This window comes from Pseudomonas sp. DC3200b2, assembly GCF_049895785.1.
Taxonomy (GTDB): domain Bacteria; phylum Pseudomonadota; class Gammaproteobacteria; order Pseudomonadales; family Pseudomonadaceae; genus Aquipseudomonas; species Aquipseudomonas massiliensis.
On record NZ_JAFCTA010000005.1, the window covers coordinates 1 to 24,728 of the forward strand.

Consider the following 24,728-nt stretch of genomic DNA (forward strand, 5'->3'; position numbering starts at 1 on the left):
CCTGACCGTTACTGGCACTTCCACCGAGACGGCCAATAACGCCACCAGCACCACCGTGGGCACCATCGCCGTATCGGTAACGCCGGTGGCTGATGCCGCCGTGGTTCCGGCCCAGACCCTGACCACCAGCGAAGATACGTCCATTGCCCTGGGCATCGTGGCCACCTATGCAGACAACGACGGCTCCGAGACCCATACCACCGTTATCAGCGGCATTCCTGTTGGCGCCACCATCAGCGACGGTACGAACTCCTACACCTCGACCGCTACTGGCGACGGCACCGTGGATGTCAGTTCCTGGAACCTGTCAGGCATCAGCCTGACCCCGGCAGCCAACTCCAGCGACACCATTACGTTGGTAGTGACTGGTACCTCGACCGAAGCCGCCAACGGCAGCACTGCCACAACTTCGAACACCATCACCATCAACGTGACCCCGGTTGCCGATGGCGCCACCGTTACCCAGCAAACAGTGAGTGGCAACGAAGACACCAGCATCGCGCTGGGTACTATTGCCAGCTACGCCGACAACGACGGCTCGGAAAGCCACACCACCATCATCAGCGGCATTCCAGTGGGGGCTACCCTCACCGACGGCACTCATAGCTACACCTCCCAGGTAGGCGGTGACGGCACCGTCGACGTCAGCGATTGGAAGCTTTCGGACATTAGTTTCAACGCAGGCAGCAACGTCAGCGGCACCTGGGCCCTCACCGTCACCGGCACGGCGACGGAGACCGCCAATGGCGCCAGCAGCCAGCCTGTGAGCAATACCATCAACGTGACCGTCAACCCGGTCGCTGATGCCCCAAGCCTGTCCATCACGCCAGACAACGTCGTATCCACTGGCCTGTACAAGCAAACCTGGACCGGCCTGACCGGCATGGAAGGCAATGGCTGGGGCGCGCCAGCCGCGGCCCTGGTCAGCAGCATCGGCGCGGCCGACAAGAGCGTGGCGGGCCAGGTCGTCAATAGCGTGGTCGATGCCGACGTGCCTCAGGGCGTGGCCAGCAAGACCTCGGGCGTTATCTATTTGGAGGCCGGCCATACCTACAGTTTCAGCGGTAGCGTCGATGACAGCATGGCGATCACCGTGGGCGGTCAGCTCGTAGCCTCTGCGTCCCTGGCGGTCGGCCTCAATGGCAGCTTCACCCTGAGCGTCACGGGCTTCTATACCCTGGATGTGTATCAGTACAACCAGGACGGCCCAGGCCGTTACGAAGTGCTGATGTCGGTGGATGGCGCGGATGCCAAGCTGCTTACCAGCGACAACTACCCGATTTACAAAAACATTGCCGACATCACCAGCCCTGGCCTGGATGTCGTCCCTCATCTGGACGCCAACGGTGAAGGCTATTACGCCGGCTACGCGCTCAACCATGGTGTCGAAGATTCCACCATCAAGCTGAGCACCATCAACGTAGCTCTGACCGATACTGATGGCTCTGAAACCATCACCAATGTCACGATCTCGGGCATACCGAGCGGCGCCGTACTGCAAGACGCCAGCGGCCACAGCTTCTCCGCGACCGCCACCAATGGCAGCGCCAACGTAACCGGCTGGGATCTCAGTACCCTGAGCATTACCCCGGCGGCCAACTACAGCGGCACCATTGCCCTGGCGGTCAGCGCCACCTCTACCGAAGGTGCCAATGGCCAGTCGGCAACCAGTACGGCTACGCTCAACGTTACAGTCATTCCCGTGGCAGACGCCGCGGTGATCGTCGATTCCCGCACCGTCAGTGGTGATGAAGACACCTCCATCGCCCTGGGTACTGTCGCCAGCTACACCGACAACGACGGCTCGGAAACCCATACCACCGTTATCAGCGGTATCCCGACCGGCGCGACCATCACCGACGGCAGCCACAGCTATACCGCCATTGCCGGTGGCGATGGCACCGTGGACGTGAGCAGCTGGAACCTGTCCAACATCAGCTTCAGCGCGGCCAAGGATGCCAGCGGCACCTATACCCTGACGGTCACTGGCACCACCACCGAAGCCGCCAACGGCAGTACCGCCACCAATACCGGCAACATAGTGGTCACCGTGAACCCGGTAACCGACATCCCGACCTTGAGCCTGATCGGCCAGAGCACGGTCGCTTCGACCAACTTCCAGGAAGTGAATGCCGGCAGCTACACCACAGTGAACGTGGGCAAGCTGGGCGGCGGCGAATGGCACACCGACAACCAGCCGCAGACCGTGGAAATCGGCTCTGGCAATACCTACGGCGCCAATACCGGCAGCCAGGTCATCGAACTCGAGCGTAACGGTGGCGATGCCAGCAACCTCTACACCACGGTCAGCGCCAAGGCGGGCGCTACCTATACGGTTTCGTTCGATTACTCGGCGCGCGCGGGCGCCGAAGGCAACTCTACGATCAATGTGTTCTGGGGCGGCAAGCTGATCACTACGCTCTCCGCTGGCTCGGCGGGGATGACCCATTACACCCTGAACCTGCCAGTCAGCGTCGATGGTAGTGAAAGGCTGGAATTCGTGGCGGCGGACAAGAATGGCGTGGGCGGCCTGCTCGACAATATTCAGCTGGTCGAAACTCGCAATAGCGGTTTGGAGGACCAGCCGATCCTATTGTCGAACATCAAGGCAGCCACCACCGATATCGACGGTTCCGAAACCCTTACGGTCAAGATCAGCAACTTGCCCGAAGGCGCAGTGCTGACCGATGGTACCGCGGCGCACACCGTAACCGCGGGCGCCAACGGTACGGTCGATATCAGCGGCTGGGACATGTCCAGTCTGAAATTCACCGCGCCGACCAATGCCAGTGGCGATTACACCCTGACCGTGACCGCTACCGCGCAAGACGGCAACGCCGCGCCGCAAAGCGTCAGCCAGGACCTGGTGGTGCACGTAGCGGGCGTGAACGACGCTCCGCTGGTCACCAACAGCACCGTCAACGGCAGCGAAGACAGCGCGGTCACCCTGACCCTGGGTGGCAGCGATGTGGACGGCACTGTCGATCACTTCACCCTCACCTCGGTCCCGGCCGATGGCGTGCTGTTGCGTGATGCCAACGACCCGTCCAGCGTTGTGAAAGCCGGCGACACCATTGCCGCGACCGGCAACGGCGCGACCCTGACCTTCGTGCCGAACGCCAACTGGAACGGCAGCACCAGCGTGGTCTACACCGCCACCGACAACCAGGGCGCGACCAGCACCACCTCTGGCACTGTGACCGTGAACGTGGCGGCGGTGAACGACGCTCCGCTGGTCACCAACAGCACCGCCAACGGCAGCGAAGACAGCCCGGTCACCCTGACCCTGGGTGGCAGCGATGTGGACGGCACTGTCGATCACTTCACCCTCACCTCGGTCCCGGCCGATGGCGTGCTGTTGCGTGATGCCAACGACCCGTCCAGCGTTGTGAAAGCCGGCGACACCATTGCCGCGACCGGCAACGGCGCGACCCTGACCTTCGTGCCGAACGCCAACTGGAACGGCAGCACCAGCGTGGTCTACACCGCCACCGACAACCAGGGCGCGACCAGTACCACCTCTGGCACTGTGACCGTCAACGTAGCGGCGGTGAACGATGCTCCAGTGATCACCGATGGTTCAGGCAAGAACGTTGCCAACGGCAGCACCAACAGCGGCGCCCTGGGCAACACCTTCATCGAAACCCCGGCACCGGGGGAAACCCTGCATGCAGGCCAAGGCCCGGCATTGATCGCGCGTGATCTGAGCCTGACCGACGTGGACAGCCCGACGCTCAAGAGCGCGACCGTGGTGCTGACCAATGCCCACGCTGGCGACAGCCTGGCGGTGAACACTGGCACCAGCGGCATCAGCGCTTCTATCGTCGAAGGTGTGGATGCCAATGGCAAAGCCATCATCACCTTGAGCCTGAGCGGCGATGCGACCCCGGCCCAGTACCAGGCCGTGATCAACAGCATTACCTTCAACAACAGCTCGCAAAACCCAAGCTCGGAAACCCGCAACATCACCATCGCTGTCACCGATGACAAGGGCGCGACCACCACTGGCATCTCCCACGTTGCAGTGGTGCCAGAGAATGACGCGCCTGTTGTCAGCGGCTTGTCGGCCAGCTTCACCGAAGGCGATTCGGCTACCTCCATTGTCAATGGACTGGCCATTTCCGACGTGGATAACACGACCCTGGCCAAGGCCGTGGTGACCATCAGTGGCCTGGGCGCCGGCGATACTGTCGCCTTCACCGGCACCTTGCCGTCGGGCGTGACCCTGGTCGCCAGCGATGTGGTGAACGGCACCCAGACCTTCACCCTCAGCGGCACCTCGTCGGTCGGCAACTACCAGGCGTTGATCAGTGCCATCCAGTTCTCCAACACCACCAATACCCCGGTGGACGGTGTGCGTACCGTGAGCGTGGCGGTCACCGATGCCGGTGGCGACAACCTGGCCCGCGACCCAGCCTTGACCACTGTCTACAACAGCACCTTGACGGTGAATGCGGTCAACGACGCTCCGGTAGCTGGTAACAGCTCCGCCACTGGAAACGAAGACAGCCCGGTCACCGTGACCCTGGGTGGCAGCGACGTGGACGGCAGCATCGACCACTTCACCATTACCTCGGTCCCGGCCGATGGCGTGCTGCTGCGTGATGCCAACGATCCGCTCAGCGTCGTGAAAGCCGGCGACACCATCGCCGCGACCGGCAATGGCGCGACTCTGACCTTCGTGCCGAACGCCAACTGGAACGGCAGCACCAGCGTGGTCTACACCGCCACCGACAACCAGGGCGCGACCAGCACCAACACCGGCACCGCCGCCATCAGCGTGAAGGCGGTGAATGACGCCCCGGTAATTACCCATGCTGACGGCAGCACCAACACCAATAACTTCGGTAACACCTTCATCGAAACCCCAGCGGCGGGCGAAACGCCTCATGCCGGCCAAGGGGTAGCGCTGATCGCTCGGGACCTGAAGCTGACCGACGTGGACAGCCCGACGCTCAAGAGCGCGACCGTGGTGCTGACCAATGCCCACGCTGGCGACAGCCTGGCGGTGAACACTGGCACCAGCGGCATCAGCGCTTCTATCGTCGAAGGTGTGGATGCCAATGGCAAAGCCATCATCACCTTGAGCCTGAGCGGCGATGCGACCCCGGCCCAGTACCAGGCCGTGATCAACAGCATTACCTTCAACAACAGCTCGCAAAACCCAAGCTCGGAAACCCGCAACATCACCATCGCTGTCACCGATGACAAGGGCGCGACCACCACTGGCATCTCCCACGTTGCAGTGGTGCCAGAGAATGACGCGCCTGTTGTCAGCGGCTTGTCGGCCAGCTTCACCGAAGGCGATTCGGCTACCTCCATTGTCAATGGACTGGCCATTTCCGACGTGGATAACACGACCCTGGCCAAGGCCGTGGTGACCATCAGTGGCCTGGGCGCCGGCGATACTGTCGCCTTCACCGGCACCTTGCCGTCGGGCGTGACCCTGGTCGCCAGCGATGTGGTGAACGGCACCCAGACCTTCACCCTCAGCGGCACCTCGTCGGTTGGTAACTACCAAGCGCTGATCAACGCCATTCAGTTCTCCAACGGCACCGATACACCCGTGGACGGCGTGCGTAACGTGACCGTGCAGGTGACGGATGCCGGCGGCAACAACCTGGCTCGCGACCCGGCGCAGACTACGGTCTATAACAGCACGCTGACCGTAAAGGCGGTGGACGACCCAAGCGTGCTTCAGGCAGACAGCAGGACCATCAACGAAGATGGCCAGGCCAGCGGCAACCTGTTGAGCAATGACAGCGATGCCGACAACGTTCTAAGCATCAGTTCGGTCAGCGTAGGCGGCCATGCCTACGCTACCGGCACAGATATCGACCTTGGCGTGGGCACCCTGAAAGTCGCCACTGATGGCACCTACAGCTTCACCCCGACCGCGGACTGGGCCGGCACCGTGCCGGAGGTGACCTACACCACCAATACGGGCGTCAGCAGCACCCTGAAGATCACCGTCAACCCAGTGGTCGACATTCCGGTGGTCAGCGTCGCCAGTGCGAACATCACCTCCACTGGCCTGAACAAGGACACTTGGACGCCAAGCGATCGTTCCAGCCTGGACGTGGGCGGCGGCAACGGCGCCAATACCCAGGTATTGATCAATACCCTGGGCGGCACCAAGGTAGATGGCAGCGCCACCATTCATGGCGTTACCTCCATGGCCTCGAGCGGCAACCTGGTCGCCGGCACCGCGACCAAGATCAGCGGTCTGGTGTACCTGGAAGCGGGCAAGACCTACAGCTTCAGCGGCAGCGGCGACGACAGCCTGGCGATCCAGCTGGGCGGCACTACCGTGGCCACGGCCAGCTGGGGCAAGAACTCCGGCACCGTGAGCAGCAGCAGCTTCACGCCGACCGACACCGGCTACTACACCTTCGAGCTGTACCACTACAACCAGAGCGGCCCGGGCAACTACAACGTCACCCTGCTGGTCAACGGCGTGGCTACCTCACTGGCAAGTCTGGCGACCTTCGGCAGTGTCCAGGACATGACCAACGCTGGCCTGGATGTGTCCAGCCTGCATGGCAGCAATGGGGAGGGCTACTACACTGCGACCAGCCTGAACCACGGCCTGGAAGACACCGCCATCAAGCTGGCGCCGATCAGCGTTACCTATGGCGACACCACCGACGGCTCGGAGACCCACGTCACCACCCTCAGCGGCGCGCCAGCCGGCAGCACCTTGAGCGACGGCACCCGTACCGTCACCTTCGACAAGAACGGTTCGGCCGTGGTCGATGGGCTCGACCTGTCCAAGCTGTCGATCACCACCCCGCTGAACTACAACGGCACCTTCACGCTGACCGTTACCGCCACGGCGACCGAGCAGGGGGTTGCCGCGCCTGAAGTACGCACTGGCACCCTGAGCGTGACCGTCGACGCGGTGAACGACGCCCCCGTGGTTACCTTGACCCCGGCGAACGGCACCACCGCGGACGTGACCTACGTGGAGAACGCCGCCCCGACCGCCCTGGTCAAGCAGTTGAGCATCAGCGATGCCGACGGCAGCAACTCCCTCAAGAGCGCTACCGTGACCCTGAGCAATGCCCAGGCTAACGACGTGCTTAAGGTGGGAAGCTTGCCAAGCGGCATCAACGCGACCATCGACACCAGCGTCAGCGGCAAGATCACCGTGACCCTGAGCGGGACCTCGACCCTGGCCAACTATGAAGCGGCCATCAAGGCGATCACCTACGCCAACACCAGCGAAGACCCGAGCGTGGTCGATCGCAGCTATAGCGTGGTGGTCAACGACGGCGGCGCCAGCTCGGTGGCGGTCAGTGGGCAGGTCCATGTCACGGCGGTGAACGATGCCCCCGTGGCGGCAGCCGGCTCAGCTTCGACCAATGAAGACACGACAGTGGTGCTGAAATGGAGCAACTTCAGCGTCACTGATGTGGATACATCAGCCAGCAAGCTGAGCGTGCAGGTCACCGCGCCTGCCGCCGGCCAGGGCACCTTGCAGTACAAGGATGGCAGCACGTGGGTCACCTTGGTTGCGGGCAGCACCCAGTTGGTATCCAAGGCTGCCATCGACAGCGGTTACCTGAAATACACCCCGTCCAAGGACGCGTCGGGCACGGTCACCCTGACCTACAAAGCCTACGACGGCGCGGCCTACAGCGCCAGCAGCACGCTGAGCATCAGCGTGGCGCCGGTGGCGGATGTATCTACCCTCAAGGTGGACGGCAACCAGACCCTGGTCGAGAACAACTCGACCACGCTCAAGCTCGTCGCCAATACCACTGATACCGACGGTTCGGAAACCGCGACTGTTACCAAGATCAGCAGCATCCCGGTGGGCGCAACCCTGTCCGACAGCGCTGGCCATAGCTTCACGGCCACCACGGGCAATACCGAAGTGGATGTCAGCCAGTGGACGGTCACCAGCCTGACCTACACCCCGGCGGCCTACCACAACGGCACCGACACCTTGCAGGTCACCACCACCTCCGTGGACGGCACCTCCAGGCTGGACACCGTGACCAGCCTGCCGATCACCGTCACCCCGGCGGTGTACAGCCACCAGGACGGCAATGCGGGCGATGGCAGCTCCACCGGCACCGTCAACAACGACATCATGACCGGCGATACCTCCGGCACCCAGCTGGTCAAGGGGCAGAACTACAACATCGCGTTCATCGTCGACACCTCCAGCAGCATGGGCAGCGATGCCGTGGCGGCCGCGGTCAAGTCGCTGACCAACGTGTTCAACAGCCTCAAGGCCAGCGCCCAGAGCAACGGCGCCGGCACGGTGAACATTTTCCTGGAAGACTTCGACACCAACGTCCGTCAGACCGTCACGGTGAACCTGGCAGACAGCGATGCCTTGTCCAAGCTCACTGCCGTGCTCAACAGCATGACCAGCGGCGGAACCACCAACTACGAGGACGCGTTCAAGACGGCGGCGAACTTCTTCAGCAGCACCACGGCGACGAGCAATACCAATGCCACGAACCTGACCTACTTCATTACCGATGGTGAGCCGAATACTTACCAAAATGCCAACCCGACGATTTATACAGTTGGTGGCACATCTCATACGTTGGATGAACTTGTTACCACAGCCAAGTACACCATCGGTTCTGGGCAGACAGTGACGGCGAGGTTTGGCGGCTCCGATCGGGTAATTGTGGATAGCTCGGGGAACGTCTTGCAATGGACGACGGTAAACGGCAAATGGGTATCCACGGTCATTGGCAAGATCCATGCTGAAGGCAATGGTACTTATGATGTCACCGACACCACAGGAGCAAATACTGGCTCCACCGACGCGGCTACCGCCGACGCCAAGTCCGCCTATGCTGCACTCCAAGCAGTGAGCCCAACGGTCGAAGCCATCGGGATCAACTCCTCGATCTCGGCTGACAAGCTCAAGCCCTACGACACCGACGGCAAGGTACAGACCAACGTCGACCCATCGAAGCTGGCGGACGCCATCCTCGGTCACGACGTGGCTATCCCGGCGGGGGCCGACACCATCAACGGCGTTGCCGGCAATGACATCATCTTCGGTGATGCCATCAAGCTGACCGGCTACTCCGGTGATGGCGTGGAAAACCTGCGTGCCTACGTCTCGGATGTCACCAAGGTCAGCAGCGTGAGCGATTCGGCGCTGCACCAGTACGTGACCGAGCATGTGGCGGATATCGCCAAGCTCACCGGTACCAGCTCGGGTGGCGCGGACACGCTCCTGGGGGGCGATGGCAATGACATCCTGTTCGGCCAGGGCGGCAATGACATCCTCAACGGCGGCGCGGGCAATGACATCCTGCTGGGTGGAACCGGTAGCAATACCCTCACCGGCGGCACGGGTGCCGATACCTTCATGTTCGTCAAGGGCGATGCTGGCACCAGCACCATTACGGACTTCAGCACCAGCCAGGGCGATGTCATCGACCTCAGCGACCTGCTGTCCGGCCATGGCAGCGACCTGACCCAGTATCTGCAAGTGGGCAAGGACAGCGATGGCACCGCCACCCTGTTGGTCAGCAGCGCGGGCAAGTTGAATTCCACCGCCTCGGAAAGCACCAACGCGGCGGCGGCGGACGTCACCATCAAGGTCAGCGGCATTGGCTACGATGCGCTCAAGAGCCTGGTGGCCGGCGCGGACAGCCATATCAAGGTCGATCACGCCTGACGCCAAGCCCCCCGGGGCTGCTGCCCCGGGTGGTGCTGCCCCAGGTGCTGGTAGTGCCGCCTGTGCTTGCCCTATGCTAAGGGCACCAATCATGAGGGTTCTGTGATGTTCTATGTCGAGCGCAATGGCGAAGGCCAGCTTATGCGGGTCCAGCCAACAGAGTTTCCCGGCTATACCGAAACCCTGGCCGCCGACCATCTGGATATCCAGGCCTGGTTCAGTAGCGAGGCGGTGGAAACCAGCCTCAAGCAACTGCGCCAAAGTGACCTGGACATGGTGCGGGTGCTGGACGACCTGATCCAGCTGCTCACCAGCAAAGGCGTCATCCGCATCACCGACCTCCCACCCGCCGCCCAGGCCAAGCTGCTCGACCGCACCCAGGCCCGCGAAGCCCTGGGGGGCTTGAGCCGTTTGATCAACGACGAAGAAACCGGCCTTATCTAAGCAACTCCTGTGGAAACAGCGAAGCGAGTCAATCCGTGCAGCGTGCCTGCCGGACTCACCCGCTTCGCTGTTTTCCTGTTGGCAGCCCAGCAGGCGCCTCTCCACGCACACCACCCATCACTCTGGCAATTTGTAACTATTGACTACACTGTAAGCTTGCTCGAATATTGATAGTTAGCAACCTATCAATCATGTGGTGCCTGTGAACACACTCGACAAGCTCCAGCTGAACGTCAGCAGTGGCCTGGTCGTCGCCGGTCGGCATTGGCGGCGTATCTGCCAGACGACCTTGGCCAACTACGGTATCTCCGAAGCATGCGCGGTGCCTTTGCTGGTGATCGTGCGCCTGGGTGATGGGGTGCGCCAGGTTACGGTGGCCCAGGCCGCCGGCCTGGAAAGCCCTTCGCTGGTGCGCCTGTTGGACCAGTTGTGCGCCCAGGGCCTGGTGATACGCACCGAAGATACCACCGACCGGCGCGCCAAGGCCTTGAGCCTCACCGCCGAGGGTCGCAGCCTGGCCGAAGCCATCGAGGGCGAACTGGTGAGGCTGCGTCGCGATGTGCTCAAGAAGGTGGAAAAAGCGGACCTGGAAGCCGCCCTGCGGGTGGTGCGGGCCTTCGAGGAAGCCGGGCAGGGGTCAGCCGTATGGGCATCCTGAAAGGCTTTTTCAGCGACCTACCCCCTGCCCAAGACTGGTGGTACGGGGTGCGTACCTTCTGTGCGTCCATGCTGGCGCTGTACATTGCCTTGAAGCTGGAAATGCCGCGGCCGTACTGGGCCATGGCCACCGTCTATATCGTGTCCAGCCCTTACGTGGGCCCGACCAGCTCCAAGGCCGTCTATCGCTTTCTGGGGACCTTGCTGGGGGCCAGCGCGGCCGTGCTTTTGGTGCCCTTGTTTGTCCAGGCGCCGGCCTTGCTGGCCATCGTGGTTGGCCTGTGGACCGGTACCTTGCTGTTCCTTTCCTTGCATCTGCGCACCGCCAATTTCTATGCATTGATGCTGGCCGGCTACACCATGCCGATGATTGCCCTGCCAGTGGTGGATAACCCCGCGGCCGTGTTCGACGTGGCCTCGGCGCGTACCCAGGAGATCTTCATCGGCATCGTCTGCGCGGCGGTGGTCGGCGCGATCTTCTGGCCGCGGCGGCTGGCACCGGTGGTGTCCGGGGCGCTGGACAAATGGTTCAAGGAAGCCAGCGACTACAGCCTGCGTTATCTGTCCCGAAGTGTCAGCGCGGAGGACGTGGCCCCGCTGCGGGCCTCCATGGTGGTGACCTTCAACTCCCTGGAGCAGATGATCGGCCAGCTTTCTCATGAAGGCGCTACGCCCCAGAGTGTGCGAAATCGCAAGGAATTGCGCGGGCGGATGATTCACCTTCTGCCGGCCATCGATGCGCTGGATGACGCCCTGGTGGCCTTGGAGCGTCGCACGCCCGAACTGGCGGCACGGATGGCTCCGATCCTGGAGCATGCCCAGCGCTGGGTGAGCGCCAGCGCCGACGCGCCTGGCGAAGCGGCCTGGCAGGCATTGCACGGGCAGATCGACCAGGCCCGCCCCGCCAACGAGGCGCTGGGGGACCGGCATAACCTGCTGCTGGCCAACGCCCTCTACCGGCTCGAAGAGTGGGTAGACCTGTGGCAGGACTGCCGTACGCTGCACCTGGCCATCGCCAGCGAACAGCGCCAGCCCTGGAAAGCCGTGTACCGGCATTGGCGCCTGGGGCGGCTGACGCCGTTCTTCGACCGAGGCCTGTTGCTGTATTCGGCGTTGTCCTCGGTGACCGCCATCATCGCCGCCAGCGCTATCTGGATGCTGACCGGGTGGGCCGATGGGGCCAGCGCCGTGGTGCTCGCCGCCGTGTCCTGCAGCTTCTTCGCTTCCATGGACGACCCGGCGCCGCAGATCTACCGGTTCTTCTTCTGGACCATGGTGTCCGTGGTGCTGTCGGGCCTGTATTTGTTCCTCGTGCTGCCCAACCTGCATGACTTCGCCATGCTGGTGCTGGCGTTCGCGGTGCCCTTTATCTGGATAGGCGCGCTAACGGTGCAACCGAAGTTCTATCTGGGCACCCTGCTTACCATCGTCAACAGCTCCACGTTCATCAGTATCCAGAGCCAATACGATGCGGACTTCATGAGTTTCATCAACGGTAATATCGCCGGCCCCGCCGGGCTGCTGTTCGCCTTCTGCTGGACACTCGTTGTGCGGCCTTTCGGCACCGAGGCGGCAGCGCGCCGGCTGACCCGCTTCGGCTGGAAAGACATCGTGCGGCTTGGCGAGCCCGGCACCTTGCAGGAGCACCGGCAGATGGCGGTCCACCTGCTGGACCGGCTGATGCAACTGCTGCCGCGTCTGGGGCAGGTTGGCCAGGATACCGGCGGTGCCCTGCGCGATGTGCGAGTGGCCCTCAACCTGCTGGACATCCTGGCCTATGCGCGGCGCGTGGAGCCTTCAGCCCAAGCGTCGTTGCAGCAAGTCGTGGAAGAGGTCGCCGCTTATTTTTCGGCCTGCCTGAAAGCAGGAGAGCGCTTGCCAGCGCCCCTGGACATTCTCAAGACGCTGGATCGTGCCCGCCGTGGCCTGGGCAATAGCCTGGCGAGCGACGCCTGTCCCCATCTGCTGCTGGCCTTGAGTGGCCTGCGCCTGGCGCTGCTGCCGGGGACTGAAATGGTGGTGGAAGGCGAGCAGGCGCAAGAACAGCCTCCCTATGGTATCGATGGAGCGCCATTGTGATCGGTGAACTGGATATCGGCGGGATCTTCCTGCCGACCCTGCTGGGGATCATGGCCATCGCCTATGGGCTGTTCCTGGCGGTGCATGCCGTGCTCAACCGGCTGCATTTCTATCGCCTGGTGTGGCACCGGGCGCTGTTCAACATTGCCCTTTATGCCGTGCTGCTGAGCGCGGTGGACGTAATCTGCCGAAGCCTGATGACATGAAAAAACCCTTGTTGACCTTTGGCCGCCTCTTTCTCACTCTGATCGTGGTGGCGCTCGCCGTGGTGCTGGTATGGCGCATGGTGATGTACTACATGTTCGCGCCCTGGACCCGGGACGGGCATATCCGTGCCGATATCGTGCAGATCGCCCCGGACGTGTCCGGCCTGATCGAACAGGTGCCGGTGCATGACAACCAGTGGGTCAAGCGCGGCGATGTGTTGTTCACCATCGATCAGGATCGCTTCCGCCTGGCCCTGCGCCAGGCCCAGGCAGGGCTGGCCGATCGCAAGGAAACCCTGGCCCAGGCGCAGCGTGAGAACAGGCGCAACCGGGGCCTCGGCAACCTGGTGGCCAAAGAGCAACTGGAAGAAAGCCAGTCCCGAGAAACCCGTGCCCAGGCAGCCCTGCTCGAGGCCCAGGTCGCGGTGGACGCCGCCCAGCTGAACCTGGATCGCTCGGTAGTGCGCAGCCCGGTCAATGGCTATGTGAACGATCGCGCTCCCCGGGAGCACGAGTTCGTCAGTGCGGGTCGCCCGGTGCTCTCGGTGGTCGATGCCGATTCCTTTCACATCGATGGCTATTTCGAAGAAACCAAGTTGCCTCATATCCATGTCGGCCAGGCGGTGGATATCCGCGTCATGGGCGACACGGCCCGTCTGACCGGGCATGTGCAGAGTATCTCCGCGGGTATCGAAGATCGCGACCGCAGCAGCGGCAGCAACCTGCTGCCCAACGTAAACCCTGCCTTCAGCTGGGTACGCCTGGCGCAGCGTATCCCGGTGCGGATCGCCTTCGACCAGGTGCCGAAGGACTTCCGCATGATCGCCGGGCGTACCGCCACTGTTTCCTTGCTCGATGATGCGCCGGCAGCGGGCCAGCCGGAGGCGGCGCAATGAACGGTCTGTGGCGAGCCCTGACGCTGACTGGTCTGGTAAGCCTGGCGGCCTGCCAGACCGTGGGCCCGGACTATCACCTCCCAGGCAACGCGGCGCTGCAGCGTCCCGACCTGCAAGGCAATCTCGGCGCCGACAACCCTAACGTCATATCGGCGCCTGTGCCGAACGACTGGTGGCGGCTGTACCATGACCCGCGCCTGGATGCGCTGGTACGCCAGGCCCTGGCGTCCAACACTGACCTGCGTGTGGCGGCGGCGAATATTGCACGGGCAAGCTACCAGACCGAGCAAGCCGAGGCTGAGGGAGGGTTCAATGCCAGTATCAGCGCCGAAGCCCAGCGCCTGCAGGAGTCAGGGCAGGCGTTTCTCCTTACCGAGAAGGTGCCGGTGGACAACATAGGCGCTGCCTCCATCAAGACGTCCTACCAGTTTGACCTGTGGGGCACGCTCAAGCGCGGCGTGGAAGCGGCCAATGCCAATGCCGACGCGGCCCAGGCCGCGGCTGATACCGCGCGCATTACGGTGGTGGCCGACGTAGTACGGGCCTATACCCAGGTGTGCGCGGCCAATGAAGAGCGTGACATCGCCCTGCGCTCCCTTCAACTGCAACAGCAAGGGGTAGACTTGGCACAGCGGCTGCGTGACGCGGGGCGCGGTGATGAAACCCAGGTCACCCGCACCCAGACCCAATTCAAATCCTTGCGTGCTGAGCTGCCGCGCTACCGAGCCGAGCGCGCCGCGGGCCTGTATCGCCTGTCCATGTTACTCGCCAAGCCTGTGGAGCAATTGCCCGCCGGGGTAGGGGACTGCGCGGAACTTCCCCATATCGCCCAGCTATTGCCGGTAGGCGATGGCGCCAGCCTGCTCAAGCGCCGTCCGGACATCCGCCGGGCCGAGCGCCAGCTGGCCGCCGCCACCGCTCGTATCGGGGTAGCGACCGGCCAGCTGTACCCGGACATCAGCATCGGCGCCACTGTAGGTACTGTAGGGCTGTTGGAGGATCTGGGCGGGCCGGCCACCAACCGCTGGGGCTTCGGCCCGATGATCAGCTGGACGGTGCCTACCAACGGCGCCCGCGCCCGTATCCGCGAAGCCGAGGCGGCCACCCAGGGTGCCCTGGCCAGTTTCGATGGGGTGGTGCTCAATGCCGTACGCGAAGCGCAAACCAGCCTCTCGAGCTATGCCGCGGCCCTTGAGCGTCGCGATGCCCTGGCCGAAGCCGAACGCTCAGCTCACCAGGCCGCGGACCAGACCCATCAGTTCTACCTGGCCGGACGCCAATCCTTCCTGGAAGACCTCCAGGCTACCCGTACCTATACCAGCGCCCGCGCTCAGCTGGCCGAAGCCAACACCCAGGTCGCCATGCGCCAGATCGACCTCTTCCTGGCCTTGGGTGGCGGGTGGGAGCGGTAGCAACCGGCGAAGCGATGAACCCGATGGGAGCCTGCGAAGCTGACGAACAGTGCTCGATCAGAAAGCCTTTTCGCTAGCTGGCGCTAGCTCCCACCGTGATCACCTCGCGGTCCAATCAATGGGGTCAGTTCACCCGGTGGGAGCCAGCGGAGCTGGCTAAGGTGGTATCACCGTAACAAGCTGAACACGCCCTTGGCGCCGCGCTTGATGCGTTCCAGCTCGCGGCTGACGGAAAAGGCCCCGGCTTCGCGCCGACGCCGGTTGAGTTGCACATTCACCGCCTTGGCATACAGCCCCTGCAGCCGCTGCTGCAGTTGGACGAGGCCAAAGGCGGGCTGGCCTTGGGGTAGCGCGGTCAGGATGAGGTCGGGCAGGTCCAGCAGCTGGGCGTTGTAGGCCAGGGCGTCGCCAGCGGCGCGGGCGGCCTTGCTACCATCATCCAGGCCAAAGGCAGCGGGCCAGCTTCCACCGGGCACCAGTCGATCGCCCTGGGTAAGGATCCCCAGTACCGCCGCTGGTTCGTGCTCAAGGTTCTCAGGCTTGGCGAACCAAAGCTTGAGCCGCTCGCGGAACTGCTTGTCCAGGGCGCGGGCCGGCTGGTTGGCTTTCAGCGCCCAGATGATCAGGTCAGACTCACACACCTCCTTGAACACCAGGGCTTCCACCGCTTCGCTGCCGTCCAGCCCGGGAAGGTCCACCAGCCGAATGTTAGGCGCGCCCTCAATGGCGCATTCGTACACGGCTACGCCATCGGTGGCGGGCAGGGCGCTGACTTCGGCATTCAGGCTGCCGGTGAGGGCATTGATCAGCGAGGACTTGCCAGCGCCCACCTGGCCGACCAGGCAGATGCGCACCGGGTCCAACGGTGGCGCCTTGCGAGCGTCGTCGCGTTCGGTGACGCGGGCCGCCTGGAGTTGATCGTCATCGAGACGGAAATGCCCGCCATACAGGTCGATGGCAGCCCTGAGCACTTCCAGCAACAGCAGGTACTTCAGACGATTCTGCAACTCGTCGCTCAAGCCACTGAACACCTCGCCCCGCAACTGCGTCAAGGCCTCCGCCACCAGGCCCTGGGGCGAAATCAGGCGCGCGGCCCGGTACAGGTTGAACGCCTTGCGAGCGAGCGGGCCATAGCGTTCCACCTGCTCGTTCAGGCTCAGCAAGGTCGACAGGCGCAAATGGTCGACACCCGGCACATGGGCTTTGAGCACGCGGCGGTAACGACGGCTGACCTGCTCGATGATGGCCAGCAGCTCGGGCGCGGTGAAGGCCCAGTGGGCCCGGCTGGATTGGGCGTCATACCGGCTCGCCACCAGCCGCAACACGGCCAGGCCCGTATGCGGGAGCTCCTGCCAAGGTACCTCTGCGGCCACCATGGCGCGCAGCTCCGGCATCAGCGCCTGCTGCACTTCACGGTCCTGAGGGCGCCAGTAGTTCGGGGTGCGCGGCGTCGCTTCCAGGGCTTCCCGTACCGCCGGCCCCATTTTCTGGCCGAACCGGCGACGGGCCAGCAGCAGGCCCAGGCTGCTCAGCAAGGTGCAAGCGATCAGTACCAAGATCAGGTGCAACACATAACCGTAGCGGATCACGGCGTAAAGACCGAACCCGGCCAGTACCAACAGCGGCAGCACCACCGAGACCAGGGCATAGGGCATCACCCGGTCTGACAGCCGGGTCAGCGCGGTCAGCCCGCTAAAGGTTCTTTTCATCGCGAGCCACCGGAAGGATATGGTTGAAGGCGTTCTTGTAGAGCGCTTGCAGCTCCGCGGCGCTGATGCTTTCCCCACGGGACAGACGATAGAAGTACAGGCAGGCTGCCCTGCCCAGTGCATAGGTGAAGCCGTAGCTGGCGGCCGCCGCCGAGGCGCTTCCCACGGTTTGGCCGACCACGGGAATCAGCTTCAGCAGCTGACGCAGGCCAAGCCGCGAGGCATAGTGCACACCGAAACCGGTGCCCAGGGCAGCAGCGAATTGCGCCAGCAAGCGCCGGTCATAAGCCAGGCCATATTGATTGGCGAGGCTGTGCAGCATCTTCAGTTGTACTGTCGGCACAGCCACCAGGCCAACGGCAGGGATGGCATCGGCAGCGCCTGCGGCCCCTGCGTACCAGATGACCTCCTTCTTCAGCCGCTGGAAATTGCGCTCTTCCACATCGGCATGGGCTCGATGCTCGAACAGCTCGCCAAGGATCGGCAACCGCTCGGCCAGCTTCTGCGTCAGGGCCTCCAGGCCATAGGGCCGACCGTCCAGGTCGGCGAAGTCCACCGCCACGGCATCGACCTGTCCCCAGTTCTGCCGGACCTGCTCTTCATTACGAGCGATGCAACGTTCCCGTTCCGTCACGTCATCGATCTGCAATACGCCGGTATGCACTAGCAAGGCTTCCCGAACCTTGCCGGAGCGACGGATCTGCCTGAGCGCGGCCAGCACCTGGGACTGCTCAGGATCCTCAGCCTTCATGACCACGATCAGCGCATGGCTGGTGCGCTCGCAGTTGGCCAGGTCCTCGCGAGCGTCGTAGTCCGCTTCGGCCAGGCCCCGTGTATCCAGGAACGCCATCACCGGGGTTTCGGTAGGATAGGCATAGCGGACGGAGGTCAGGGTGCAAGGCCGGAACCCTGCCCCTACCTCGACACGGTCCAGGCCTGTGAGCGCCCGCACCAGCGATGATTTGCCCGCACCGGTCTTGCCCAGCAGCCACAGCGTAGGCAGGTGCGCCTCGCTGCGCTGGAAAGCCTTTTCCAGCGAGGGGTTGGCCGCTGGGTTGAGGGTGCGGTAAACACGGTCGAGCAGGCTCATGAAGGTGTATTCCAGTAGGGCATGGACATTAGGCCCGTTGCGCTGGGAAAAAATCCTGGCGCTCGGCATGCGACTGCCCCGCCAAGACTCGCGAGGTTACCTGGGGCCTGCCGTCGCGGACAGGAAAACTCTCTATTCCAAGGGGCTACGGGGTGTGCGGACCCTTTCCTACAGAAACTTAAGCCTCGCCTGATTCAGGGCGCTCGGGCGTGCGCTTTATAGTCCGGCTGAAACTCGCACAGAAGGACGCCATGGCATGTTCGACCACCGTCAGTACGTACCGGTGCTGAAATGGCGCCACGGGGAATACCAGGCCCTTGCTCGCGTCAGCGATCTGCTACGCAGCCGTATCACGCCACTGCTGGAGATCCCGGCCGAAGCCTGGGACCACGAAACGGCGCAGCCGCAGAAAAGCATCGACGACCACATCGAGCACTTCGGGCGACGCCTCATGGCCAACTGGGGCGGCCTGCCCTGCTTCGTGGATTCCTGCCACCTGCCGGCGGACGCGCTCTGCGCCGGCGGCATCCATCACTTCGAACGCCTGCTTGAGCTGGCGGCCCAAGCGGGCTGCCTGGCGCTACCGGTGACTGGGCTGAACCGACACTACCAATACCAGGCCGCCACCGCGCGTATCGTTCGTCGCCAGGGCCGAGGCCTTTGCCTGCGGTTGACCGGCGAAGACTACGACCGCCCGGAGCTGGCCGCTCAGGTAGGAGGCCTGCTGGCCTATATGGGTCTGGCCCCTGGCCAGGTGGACCTGATCCTGGACTTCCACCAGCATATAGCCCGTTGCGTCACTGCCCAGGCCGGGCATGCCCAGGCCTTGCTCGAGCGCACTCCCTTGCTGGCACGCTGGCGTAGCCTGACGTTGCTAGGGTCTGCCTTTCCGACCGAGACGGAGGAACAGATGCGGCCGTACTTGCAGGTTGCCCGGCGCTATGAATGGCTGGCCTACAAGCAGCTGTCCAGGCGCCTCGGCGAAACCCGGCGCCCCGCCTTCGGCGACTACAGCATCGCTCATCCGCTTACCGGACTGTCCGATCCGCGTCTGGAAAAGCCCCAAGCCATGATCGACTACACCGTGGCCGATGGCTGGCTGAGGGCCCAGCGAGGGCCGGTACGCCACGATGGGCACGACCAGTACCGAGAGCTTTGCCAGCAGGTGCTGACCTCCGGGCAATTCGACGGCGAGTGCTTTTCCTGGGGAGATGAATGTATCCAGCAATGCGCCGAGTTCGGCATTGCGGCTCAGGGGGCCGGCGGGTGGGCCGCGATCGGGCATAACCATCATTTCACCCGGGTAGTCCTTGAGCTGGCGAACTTTCATATGTCTTAGCGCTGCCGCCGACGTTGCAGGGATTCATCCGGAGCGAATGACCGGCTGATTTCACGTGGCAGATGCCTTCCATCCCGATTCATGAAAAGCTGTGCAGCTTTATTGCAAGGAGCATCCCGATCCATGAGCAAGATTCTTCCTACCGCGATCGGCGCGGTCATAGTCGCGGGCGCGGCCATCACCGGCATGGCCTGGTACACCGGTACCCAGGTCGAGCCCCTGCTGCGCCAGCAGGTCAGCGAAATGAACCAGCAGATCCAGGCGAGCCTGGCCGGGCAGCCGGTAAGCGCGAAGGTGGAGCTGACCGGGTTCGAGCGCCACCTTTTCAGCAGCGCGGCGCACTTCGTCAACACCATCCAGGCGCCGGATTTCAATGGCGGCCAGCCTCTACAGATAGAGGCCACCGCGCAGATCGAGCACGGCCCCTTTCCATGGTCGAGGGTGCGGGAATTCAAATGGTTGCCGGTCATGGCCGCCATGGACTATCAACTGGTGCCTGGTGGGGAATTCAGCCAGCTGCTGAGCTTGCCGGAAGGTCAGGCGCCCATCACCGTCTACAGCGTGTTCGGCTACGGCCGTACCCTGGACACTGAGTTCCATGCCGTGCCATTCAGATGGCAGAGCGGGCAGGGTGTGCTGAGTTTCACCGGGCTGGAAGGCACGGGCAAGGGCACAACCGATGGCAAGAAGAACGAGGTGGACGCGCGTATCGCAAGCTTCACCTATACCTCCACCGATCCCGACGCTCCCGTCAACATCGAACTGAAGAACGTGAAGCTGCATACCGGCGGGATCAAGGGCGAGTCCGGTTTCTACCTGGGCAACACCAGCATGGAAACCGAACGGATGAGCGTCGGCTCCGGGGGTGAATCGGTGCTGGACGTGGGCGCATTGGCGGCCAATGGCAGCCTGGAAGAGCTTGAAGGCAAGCTCAAGGGTTTCGTCGACTATCGCTTCGGCTCCGCCACTGCCGCGGGTGAGGCCGTGGGAAGCGGGCAGATGCGCTGGGTGTTCGATAACCTGGACATCCAGGCCAGCCGAGACCTGGCCAGGTTCTATCAGGAAGTAGTAGTCCCCCAGGCCGCCGAAGCCACCCAGGAGCATCGCCCGCTGCACCTGCAACTGACTCCGGAGCAACAGGCGGCCTGGCAGGCGAGCCTGCAGCGTCTTCTGCAAGGCAAGCCCCGCGTGGAGCTGCAGCCACTGGGCTTGAAGACTGCCTCCGGTGAAAGCCATCTCTCCCTAGCCTTGGACTTCACCGCTCCGGCCAACCCGAACGCCCCCGCACCGGAAGTGTTCCAGAACAGCCTCAGCCGCCTCGAGGCTCGCCTGTCCCTGGCCAAGGGCACCTTGCGCGACCTGGCCATGCTCAAGGGCCGCCTGGAGGGCCAGACCGACGCTGCCACCCTGGCCCAGAACGGCGACGCTGCCGCGATCCTGGTCACCGCCGTCGCGACCCTGCAGGGCTTGGCCAGGACCGAAGGTGATGTCTTGGTTTCGACCCTGCGCTACGAGAACGACAGCGTGGATTTCAACGGCCGGAAGATGACGCCAGAGGAGTTCGCGAGTTTTCTGATGGCGGCGTTCGGGCAGCGTTGATGTTGGGTTAGGTTGAGTGGGGAATGGCGACTTCCAGAGGCCATTCTCCAGCTGGCGCTGGGTCACAACGAAGAGGTGGCCCGAGGCAGCGAAGTCGGCGAGGGCTTCAGCGCTTACAACGCGCGCTTCGGCCACCCTTCATGAGCCAAGCATGGGAGACAGCCGCCAACTCCCCTGCAGCCAGACAATAGCAGAGCGCGCTTGTGGCTGATCGAATCCAACTGGCCCTGGCTGACCTCGTCTTGGTTCCTGCTTGGGCCGAAAAAGCCACGGGCCGCCAGGTAGTGACCGAAATGATCCAGGCGGGATTTGAGCCCGCGCTCAGAACCTATGCGATACCCACAGCAGGGAAAGGAACAGCCATAAACAAAAGGGCCTAGGTTTTCACCTAGGCCCTTGCTTTGTATGGCGCACTCGGCGGGATTCGAACCCACGACCCCTGCCTTCGGAGGGCAGTACTCTATCCAGCTGAGCTACGAGTGCAACGCGGGCGCCATGATACCCATGTCGAGGGTGTCCGTCTATGCTGATAAGCCGCGCTGGGTTTCCAGGGCCCGGGTTCGCAAGCCCGACGGGCCGGCTATAAGGGAATCGCCAACGGGATGTTCTTTTTTTCGAACAGCTATTGTCCTTTTCTTGCCCAGATCCTAGGATGCGTTTGAGATTTCAAACGCCCAAACGCTGGGCGACCATCCGCCAACCTCAGGCTTCGCACGGGCGAGGCCAGCTTAGGGAGCCGACATGCAGCTCAAAGATGCCCAACTGTTCCGCCAGCAGGCTTATGTAGATGGTGCCTGGGCGGACGCCGACAGCGGCCAGACCATCAGCGTCAACAACCCGGCCACGGGTGAGATCCTGGGCAGCGTGCCGAAGATGGGCAAGGCTGAAACCCGCCGGGCCATCGAAGCGGCCGACCGTGCTCTGCCGGCCTGGCGCGCGCTGACGGCCAAGGAACGCGCCGCCAAGCTGCGCCGCTGGTACGAGCTGATGCTGGAAAACCAGGACGACCTGGGCCGCCTGATGACCCTGGAGCAGGGCAAGCCGCTGGCCGAGGCCAAGGGTGAGATCGCCTACGCGGCCTCGTTCCTGGAATGGTTCGCCGAGGAAGCCAAGCGCGTCTACGGGGATGTGATCCCTGGTCACCAGCCCGACAAGCGCCTGATCGTACTCAAGCAGCCCATCGGCGTGACTGCGGCCATTACCCCCTGGAACTTCCCGGCAGCCATGATCACCCGCAAGGCCGGGCCAGCCCTGGCGGCTGGTTGCACCATGGTACTCAAGCCTGCTTCGCAGACCCCTTACTCGGCCCTGGCCCTGGCCGAGCTGGCCGAGCGCGCCGGCATTCCGAAGGGTGTCTTCAACGTGGTCACCGGCAGCGCGGGTGAAGTGGGCGGCGAGCTCACCGGCAACCCTACCGTACGCAAGTTGTCGTTCACCGGCTCCACCGATATCGGCCGCCAGCTGATGGCCGAGTGCGCCGCGGACATCAAGAAAGTTTCCCTGGAGCTGGGCGGCAACGCGCCCTTCATCGTGTTCGACGACGCGGACCTGGACAAGGCCGTGGAAGGGGCGATGATCTCCAAGTACCGCAACAACGGCCAGACCTGCGTCTGCGCCAACCGCATCTATGTACAGGATGGTGTATACGACGCCTTCGCCGAGAAGCTCAAGGCGGCGGTGGCCAAGCTCAAGGTCGGTAATGGCCTGGAAGATGGCACCACCACTGGCCCGATGATCGACGAAAAGGCCGTGGCCAAGGTCAAGGAGCACATTGCCGATGCCCTGGGCAAGGGCGCCAGCGTGCTGACCGGCGGCGATGTCATCGAAGGCAACTTCTTCCAGCCCACTGTGCTGCTGAACGTACCGGCCAGCGCGGCCGTGGCCAAGGAAGAAACCTTCGGCCCGCTGGCGCCGCTGTTCCGCTTCAAGGACGAGGCCGAGGTGATCGCCGCGGCCAACGATACCGAGTTCGGCCTGGCTTCATATTTCTACGCCAAGGATCTGAGCCGCGTCTTCCGCGTTGCGGAAGCCTTGGAATACGGCATGGTGGGAATCAACACCGGCCTGATTTCCAACGAGGTCGCGCCTTTTGGCGGTGTGAAAGCCTCCGGCCTGGGCCGTGAAGGCTCCAAGTACGGCATCGAAGACTACCTGGAAATCAAATACCTCTGCCTGAGCGTATAAGCGCGGGCAGCACTTACCCCGGGTATCCCGGCCGCTGGGCAGTCGATCATCGTATGCTGCCCAGCCGTGCCAGGTGCCCTGTTCTGATCCGCGCCGACGATGAGCGGCGCATGAGGAGCTTTTCCATGAGCAAGACCAACGAATCCCTGATGCAGCGGCGCATGGCCGCTGTGCCACGTGGTGTAGGCCAGATCCACCCGATTTTTGCCGACCACGCCAAGAACTCCACTGTTACCGACGTCGAAGGCCGTGAATTCATCGACTTCGCCGGCGGCATCGCCGTGCTCAACACCGGTCACCTGCACCCCAAGATCGTCGCCGCGGTGGAAGCTCAGTTGCACAAGCTGACCCATACCTGCTTCCAGGTCTTGGCCTACGAGCCCTATGTCGAGCTGTGCGAAAAGATCAACGCCAAGGTGCCCGGCGACTTCGCCAAGAAAACCCTGCTGGTGACCACCGGCTCCGAAGCCGTGGAAAACGCTGTGAAGATCGCCCGCGCAGCCACTGGCCGCGCCGGCGTGATCGCCTTCACCGGTGGGTACCATGGCCGCACCATGATGACCCTGGGCCTGACCGGTAAGGTCGTGCCTTACTCGGCCGGCATGGGCCTGATGCCCGGTGGCATCTTCCGCGCCCAGTACCCGTGCGAGCTGCACGGCGTAAGCGTGGACGACAGCATCGCCAGCATCGAGCGCATCTTCAAGAACGACGCCGAGCCACGTGACATCGCCGCCATCATCATCGAGCCCGTGCAGGGCGAGGGTGGCTTCTATGTCGCGCCCAAGGCCTTCATGGCACGCCTGCGCGCCCTGTGCGACCAGCACGGCATTCTGTTGATCGCCGACGAGGTGCAGACCGGCGCTGGCCGTACCGGCACCTTTTTCGCCATGGAGCAGATGGGCGTCGTGCCGAATCTGACCACCTTCGCCAAATCCATCGCCGGTGGTTTCCCCTTGGCCGGCGTATGCGGCAAGGCTGAGATCATGGACGCCATCGCCCCAGGCGGCCTGGGCGGTACCTACGCCGGCAGCCCGCTGGGCTGTGCCGCGGCTCTGGCCGTGATGGAAGTGTTCGAGGAAGAAAAACTGCTGCAACGCTGCCAGGCCGTGGCCGAGCGTCTGACCGCTGGCCTGCGCGCAATCCAGGCCAAGTACCCAGTCATTGGCGACGTTCGTGGCTTGGGCGCGATGATCGCCGTCGAGCTGTTCGAAGGCGGCGACAGCCACAAGCCTAATGCCGCCGCTGTGGCCCAGGTCGTGGCCAAGGCGCGTGAGAAAGGCTTGATCCTGCTGTCGTGCGGCACTTATGGCAACGTGTTGCGCATCCTGGTGCCACTGACCGCGCCGGACGAGCAGTTGGATAAAGGTCTGGCCATTCTGGAAGAGTGCTTCGCCGAGCTGTAACGGCCCGAGCACGCCCGCGCTGTAAGAGACCCGCCCCTAGAGGCGGGTTTTT

Annotated in this window: 13 protein-coding genes and 1 tRNA gene; 11 read left to right on the top strand and 3 right to left on the bottom strand. The window is 63.4% G+C overall.

Features of this window, described 5'->3' with window-relative positions; translation table 11 throughout:
- Window positions 1-55 precede the first annotated feature (55 nt).
- The 7 genes from ACP691_RS15300 to ACP691_RS15330 all read left to right on the top strand — a co-directional run bounded on the left by ACP691_RS15300 (window position 56) and on the right by ACP691_RS15330 (window position 15,352).
- On the top strand, window positions 56-9,658 hold the full coding sequence (locus ACP691_RS15300) for a tandem-95 repeat protein (RefSeq protein WP_426199730.1): 9,603 nt from the start codon (window positions 56-58) through the stop codon (window positions 9,656-9,658).
- Window positions 9,659-9,763: 105 nt separating this feature from the next.
- Complete coding sequence (locus tag ACP691_RS15305) at window positions 9,764-10,102, top strand: hypothetical protein (protein ID WP_040259425.1); 339 nt, start codon at window positions 9,764-9,766, stop codon at window positions 10,100-10,102.
- Window positions 10,103-10,304: 202 nt separating this feature from the next.
- Window positions 10,305-10,760, top strand: coding sequence for a MarR family winged helix-turn-helix transcriptional regulator (locus ACP691_RS15310; protein WP_426151795.1), 456 nt, complete (start codon window positions 10,305-10,307; stop codon window positions 10,758-10,760).
- A complete protein-coding gene (locus ACP691_RS15315; RefSeq protein ID WP_426151820.1) occupies window positions 10,757-12,838 on the top strand; it encodes an FUSC family protein in 2,082 nt (693 codons plus the stop codon). Before ACP691_RS15310 ends, ACP691_RS15315 begins: the two co-directional genes overlap by 4 nt.
- Window positions 12,835-13,044 (top strand): DUF1656 domain-containing protein, encoded by a 210-nt coding sequence (locus ACP691_RS15320; protein WP_040259428.1) that lies wholly within the window; start codon window positions 12,835-12,837, stop codon window positions 13,042-13,044. Before ACP691_RS15315 ends, ACP691_RS15320 begins: the two co-directional genes overlap by 4 nt.
- Window positions 13,041-13,940 carry an efflux RND transporter periplasmic adaptor subunit gene (locus ACP691_RS15325; protein WP_426151793.1) on the top strand — a complete coding sequence of 300 codons (900 nt, stop codon included), beginning with the start codon at window positions 13,041-13,043 and terminating at the stop codon, window positions 13,938-13,940. Before ACP691_RS15320 ends, ACP691_RS15325 begins: the two co-directional genes overlap by 4 nt.
- Complete coding sequence (locus ACP691_RS15330; protein ID WP_426151791.1) at window positions 13,937-15,352, top strand: efflux transporter outer membrane subunit; 1,416 nt, start codon at window positions 13,937-13,939, stop codon at window positions 15,350-15,352. Before ACP691_RS15325 ends, ACP691_RS15330 begins: the two co-directional genes overlap by 4 nt.
- Window positions 15,353-15,519: 167 nt before the next feature.
- On the opposite strand, the gene ACP691_RS15335 is transcribed toward ACP691_RS15330, so the two are convergent.
- Together ACP691_RS15335 and ACP691_RS15340 are read right to left on the bottom strand one after the other, a co-directional pair.
- Window positions 15,520-17,061 (bottom strand): GTPase family protein, encoded by a 1,542-nt coding sequence (locus ACP691_RS15335; RefSeq protein WP_426151789.1) that lies wholly within the window; start codon window positions 17,059-17,061, stop codon window positions 15,520-15,522.
- Window positions 17,045-18,151, bottom strand: a complete 1,107-nt coding sequence (locus ACP691_RS15340) for a YcjF family protein (RefSeq protein WP_426151787.1) — start codon at window positions 18,149-18,151, stop codon at window positions 17,045-17,047. Before ACP691_RS15340 ends, ACP691_RS15335 begins: the two co-directional genes overlap by 17 nt.
- Before the next feature lie 256 nt (window positions 18,152-18,407).
- Here ACP691_RS15340 and ACP691_RS15345 point away from each other — a divergent pair, with 256 nt between their 5' ends.
- Window positions 18,408-19,490: a beta family protein gene (locus ACP691_RS15345; RefSeq protein WP_426151785.1), complete on the top strand. Its 1,083-nt coding sequence runs from the start codon at window positions 18,408-18,410 to the stop codon at window positions 19,488-19,490.
- Between the two features lie 123 nt (window positions 19,491-19,613).
- Window positions 19,614-21,089, top strand: coding sequence for a YdgA family protein (locus tag ACP691_RS15350; protein WP_426151783.1), 1,476 nt, complete (start codon window positions 19,614-19,616; stop codon window positions 21,087-21,089).
- 406 nt (window positions 21,090-21,495) lie between these two features.
- Here the strand turns inward: ACP691_RS15350 and ACP691_RS15355 are convergent.
- Window positions 21,496-21,572, bottom strand: a tRNA-Arg gene (locus tag ACP691_RS15355).
- Between the two features lie 258 nt (window positions 21,573-21,830).
- On the opposite strand from ACP691_RS15355, the gene gabD reads away from it, so the two are divergent.
- Window positions 21,831-23,273: an NADP-dependent succinate-semialdehyde dehydrogenase gene (gabD, locus tag ACP691_RS15360; protein WP_426151781.1), complete on the top strand. Its 1,443-nt coding sequence runs from the start codon at window positions 21,831-21,833 to the stop codon at window positions 23,271-23,273.
- Window positions 23,274-23,398: 125 nt separating this feature from the next.
- Entirely contained in the window at window positions 23,399-24,676 is a 1,278-nt protein-coding gene (gene gabT / locus ACP691_RS15365) for a 4-aminobutyrate--2-oxoglutarate transaminase (protein WP_426151779.1), read from the top strand.
- Window positions 24,677-24,728 lie beyond the last annotated feature (52 nt).